The organism is Bradyrhizobium sp. (assembly GCF_049581145.1).
In the GTDB taxonomy this organism is placed as follows: Bacteria; Pseudomonadota; Alphaproteobacteria; order Rhizobiales; family Xanthobacteraceae; genus Bradyrhizobium.
In genome coordinates, this window is the sequence record NZ_JBAURI010001135.1 from 1 (window position 1) to 4,540 (window position 4,540).

The 4,540-nt window shown below is 60.1% G+C and carries 5 protein-coding genes; 3 read left to right on the top strand and 2 right to left on the bottom strand.

What is annotated here, in order from left to right; genetic code table 11:
* Positions 1-99: 99 nt before the first annotated feature.
* Complete coding sequence (locus tag WCB02_RS36305) at positions 100-1,752, top strand: regulator (RefSeq protein WP_423966443.1); 1,653 nt, start codon at positions 100-102, stop codon at positions 1,750-1,752.
* A 17-nt stretch (positions 1,753-1,769) separates the two neighbouring features.
* Positions 1,770-2,075 (top strand): diguanylate cyclase domain-containing protein, encoded by a 306-nt coding sequence (locus WCB02_RS36310; protein WP_423966445.1) that lies wholly within the window; start codon positions 1,770-1,772, stop codon positions 2,073-2,075.
* Between the two features lie 119 nt (positions 2,076-2,194).
* Here the strand turns inward: WCB02_RS36310 and WCB02_RS36315 are convergent, their stop codons facing one another.
* Together WCB02_RS36315 and WCB02_RS36320 are read right to left on the bottom strand one after the other, a co-directional pair.
* Positions 2,195-2,851, bottom strand: a complete 657-nt coding sequence (locus tag WCB02_RS36315; protein ID WP_423966447.1) for a phosphoribosylanthranilate isomerase — start codon at positions 2,849-2,851, stop codon at positions 2,195-2,197.
* 430 nt (positions 2,852-3,281) lie between these two features.
* The gene (locus WCB02_RS36320; protein WP_423966449.1) at positions 3,282-3,683 is read right to left on the bottom strand and encodes an Imm1 family immunity protein; all 402 of its coding nucleotides are present in this window, start codon (positions 3,681-3,683) and stop codon (positions 3,282-3,284) included.
* A gap of 249 nt (positions 3,684-3,932) precedes the next feature.
* Between WCB02_RS36320 and WCB02_RS36325 the strand changes: the two genes are divergently transcribed.
* A complete protein-coding gene (locus WCB02_RS36325; protein WP_423966451.1) occupies positions 3,933-4,376 on the top strand; it encodes a hypothetical protein in 444 nt (147 codons plus the stop codon).
* Positions 4,377-4,540 lie beyond the last annotated feature (164 nt).

The window sequence follows — 4,540 nt, forward strand, 5'->3', positions numbered from 1 at the left end:
GGCCCAGGGTGGCATCTTCGGCTGGGTCAGCGACTCCGCCGCAGTTCTTCAAGCGATGAAATCGGAGACTTCAAACGCATTAGCAGCAGGGGCATCAAAATGAGCACAGGTATTTCTGCGGGAAAGACCGACTTCAAACCGACGATATGGACTCCGGGCGACTGGAACGCGTTCTTCGGTTTCGGCACCAATATTCTGGTGAACATGCTCGTGCTCACGGGGCTGTTGCGCTTCGTGCTGAAAGTGCCGGACTCGCTGGTGTTCGGCCGAATCCTGCCGGCGCTCGGCCTGATGTTGTGCCTGTCGACCTTCTATTACGCCTTCCTCGCCTATCGGCTGGCGCAGAAAACCGGACGCAGCGACGTCTGTGCGCTGCCTTCCGGCGTCAGCGTGCCGCACATGTTCATCGTGACCTTCGTGATCATGCTGCCGATCACGATTCGGACCGGCGATCCCCTGAAGGGCTGGTCGGCGGGTCTGATCTGGGTGTTCTTCCAGAGCTTCATCCTGATGATCGGCGGCTTCATCGCGCCGGTGATCCGGAGGATCACGCCGCGCGCCGCGCTGCTCGGCACGCTCGCCGGCGTCTCCATCACCTTCATCTCGATGCGGCCGGCGCTCGAGATGTACATGACGCCGCAGATCGGGCTTGTGTGTTTCGCCATCATCCTGGTGAGCTGGTTCGGCGGCGTGAAGTATCCGCGCGGCATTCCGGCCGGGCTGATCGCGATCGCTGTCGGCATGATCATCGCGTGGGGCTCGAACATCTTCGGGCTCGGCCTCGGCGGACTGAGCGTCAAAGGCGTCGGCGACGCCTTCGCCAATTTCGGCTTCGCGGTACCGATCCCGGCGTTTGGCCAGGTGTTTTCCGGCTTCGAATATCTCGGCGTGATCCTGGTGACGGCGGTGCCGTTCGGCATCTACGATCTGGTCGAGGCCATGGACAACGTCGAAAGCGCGGAGGCGGCCGGCGACGCATATCCGACCACGCGGGTGTTGACCGCCGACGGCGTGATCAGCCTGATCGGCTGCCTGATGGGCAATCCCTTCATCAACGCGGTCTATATCGGCCACCCCGGCTGGAAGGCGATGGGCGGCCGGATCGGCTATTCCGCGGCGACCGGAATCATGGTGGTGGTGCTGGCCTGGTTCGGCATCATCTCGGTGCTGCTGGCGCTGGTGCCGGTGGTCGCGATCTCGCCGATCCTGCTCTATATCGGCATGCTGATCGGCGCGCAGTCGTTCCAGACCACGCCGGCCAAGCATGCGCCGGCGATCGTGCTGGCGCTGACGCCACATCTGGCGGCCTGGGCCAAGCTGCAGATCGACACCATGCTCGGCTCGACCTTGACCGCGGCGCAGGCGGTGGGCGGGCTTGCCGCCGACAAGGTCGGTGACGTCAAGGCCGCCGCGCTCGCGGCGCTGCCGCAGCAGGGCGTGCTCTATCATGGGCTCGAGGTGATGGGCGGCGGCTCGATCCTGGCCGGCCTGGTGCTGGGCGCGATCGGCGTGTTCGTGATCGAGCGCGACTTTGCCAAGGCGTCCGCCTTTGCGCTCGCCGGTGCGGTGCTGACCTATTTCGGCTTCATGCATGGCGAGGCCGTCGGCATCGGCGGCGGTCTTGGCGTGACGCCCGCGGTCGCGCTGGCCTATGCGGTGGTGGCGGCTGGCCTGTTCGCGCTCTCCAGGGTCTCGACCACTGAGCACTACGTCGCCCATCCCGACATGTCGCTGGCCGCGCCGGCCGAATAGCGGCGCTGTCAGATCAAATGCTCGGAGCCGGCCGCCTTGCGCGGCCCGCTTCGTTTTCGGAAGCGGCGAAGTGGGATCGCAGGCGCGTCGGATCCTGGAGAGCGTCAGCGCCGCCTATCACGTGGCTGGCCACGATCGTCGGTGCCAGCATCGGGATCGCGCTGTCGCCTGACGATGGGCAAGGCGTCAACGTGCTGTTGTCCCGCTCCGACCAGGCGCTTTACCAGGCCAAGGTCGGTCGCGGCGGATATGCGTTCGCGGGCGACCTTCAAGGGGCCAGGCGAGATGCCGAGAAACCGGCAAGACAGCAGCGCGCAGCGTGACCGGCGGCTTCGGCCAAATTGGAATGGGGGAGGCATGCTCGATGTCTGGCATGCTCCGATAACGACCGAGCTTTGCATCGCAGAAAAATTTCGCGATTGACCAAGAAGGGAAAAGCGATCTAGCCGCTCGTCGCAGCGCGATAGAAGGCTTCCACCTTCGCAAGGTCTTTTGTGTGAGTGCCCTCTTGATCGGTTCTGGTTTTCGAATCGACACCGGCAGGTCCCACCGACCGAATAGCTTCTCTGACATTGTCCGGTCCGAGGCCACCCGCAAGTATTACCGGGGTACGAACACCCTCCACTATCTTTCGAATGATGCTCCAGTCATGCGTCACGCCCTGCGCACCGATTTGCACATCTCCCGTGCGATGACTGTCAAGCAAGATCCAATCGACAACACCATCATATGCCTGCGCCAGCACTACCGCCTCGGGTCCTGCGACAGGTACGCTGCGCATGAATTTGGGCTTTGACAGGGACTTTCGCAGCGCCACGACAAGATCGGGTGTAAGCAATTCGCTCGATGCGCCAAGGTGGACGATGGGCGGATCAAGCTCCCTTGCCATCCGTTCGATAAGAGCGACATCCGCTGAGAGGAACAGCGCAGAAAGTACGGAAGGCGCCCGAATCATCTTCATAATGGCTGCCGCCTTCTGAACCCGAAGCTCCCGAGGGAAGGCGCCATCGCCGACGAGCACACCGACATGGTCGACGCCGATTTCCGATATCGCCTCGGCCTCCGCAGTTGTCGCAACTTCGTAAATTTGCGTCAGCATTGTCTTACACCCGCGCTGCCAGCCCGCTCAGTTGAGTAGACGGGATGGGCTGGTCTCTGGTCAACGCCCGGATTGGGTCACGGGCGGAAAGTCTCATACCGAGCAAATTTGATCGATACAGCCTCTCGCAGCCGACATGACGTGGCCCTGATGGTCTTCTCTCTCGGTCCAAGTGCAGACGCGGGGCGATTAGGCTGGAGTTTGCGCCGTCGAAACGCGCAAGGGACTGATCCGACTCAGATTTGTTGAAAATGGCCTTTTTCGCTACTGGACACAGCCTCCTTTGGACTGTCGGACGAACGACACCGTCCAATAGAATCACGGAGTCGGTGATTTGTGAATCTCTACATGGACACTTTCAGGAAGCGATTTTCGACCTAAGCGCTTCGAGAGATTCAGCTTTAGGTGAATTGCAGGTGCAAACTTAGGATTAGGTTTCGATCCATTCGACAGATTGCGGTAGCATCTCAGACTTGGCAAACTCGTGAGTCGCAATCAGACCCTCTTTAAACGGGATGATATATTTTTGCGGGAACTCCGTGTGATGAACGAGGCCGACATAGCAAGTCATACCCGGATGCACGCTCTTCTGAGCGCCGCTGCTCGCATAGTATGGCGGATCACGGTGGCGGTGCATAAAAGATAGGACCGTGTCATCGCCTCCTACGACCAGTGAGAGAACATTGCCGTTGACCGCCTTGAGAAAGATGACGTTCAACACCCCTCGTGCTCGCGCCTCCTCACAGGTCATGCGGATCACTCTGTCAAGTTCGACCTCTGTTGAAACGTGAGCGCCATCCTCGCCGTCATGAACGACAATCGAAAGATTCACAGTTGGGCTCCGCCGGTCGCTGCATCGGATCAGCCATATACTTTGCCCGGCCATACGTCACTTGTGGGTCCGCTCCGGGTCACGGGTTGAAAGTCTCACACCGAGCAAATCTTGTCGATACAACCTCTAGCGGCCCGACATAGGATGGCCCTGATGGTCTTCTCTCTCGGGCCAATAAGCGACATTGCAGCCTTGCGGTGATATGAATGAGGCAGCAACTTAAAGTCTCTTCTGACGGCGGAGCAGGGCGTGCAGAGATTGTTGGACGGCAAGCAGCTCGTCAACCGAATGCCCGCCATCCTCCTGGGATATTTTTGCGCGTGTCTAACAGCAGGGCCCATTCTGATCACTGCCGACTTGTGGTGGCAGATAATAAGTCGTGGACTGGATCCAGAGTTTTTGTTGTTGCCCCTTTATGCCTTGGTTATTTACTCCGGCGCTTTGCTCTTGCCCGTTCTGATCGTAGCCGTTATTTGCGAATTTCTCCGTGTCCAACGTTTGGCAATGTACTTGGTGCTTGGCGGCCTGTGCCTGCTTCTCGCAGCCTCAGTGGTGTTTGGGAATCTCCTAGAGCACGTTACAGTCGCTGCAATCATCACGGGTGCAGGTCTGGCCGCAGGCTTGGTCTATTGGTTGATTGCAGGGCGCAACGCCGGTATCGGGAAACGAGCATCGCCGAAAGACCAAATGTGAAGGGGCCGAGTTTAGCGCCTCGCACATGCAAATGGTCCCGTGCATGCCCGCTTCGGGTCATTCACGACTGGGTCGGCGCCGCGGCCGGTGTACCGCAGATAGCGGCCGACTTGCTGCGCCGCTAGATTTCGGTAGCCATGGGCCAATAGGCGACATCGCTGGCC

Excerpts from the sequence above, each read along its gene's own strand:
- WCB02_RS36305 (WP_423966443.1), top strand. The coding sequence starts at position 100 with ATGAGCACAGGTATTTCTGCGGGAAAGACCGACTTCAAACCGACGATA.
- WCB02_RS36310 (WP_423966445.1), top strand. The coding sequence starts at position 1,770 with ATGCTCGGAGCCGGCCGCCTTGCGCGGCCCGCTTCGTTTTCGGAAGCG.
- WCB02_RS36315 (WP_423966447.1), bottom strand. The coding sequence starts at position 2,851 with ATGCTGACGCAAATTTACGAAGTTGCGACAACTGCGGAGGCCGAGGCG.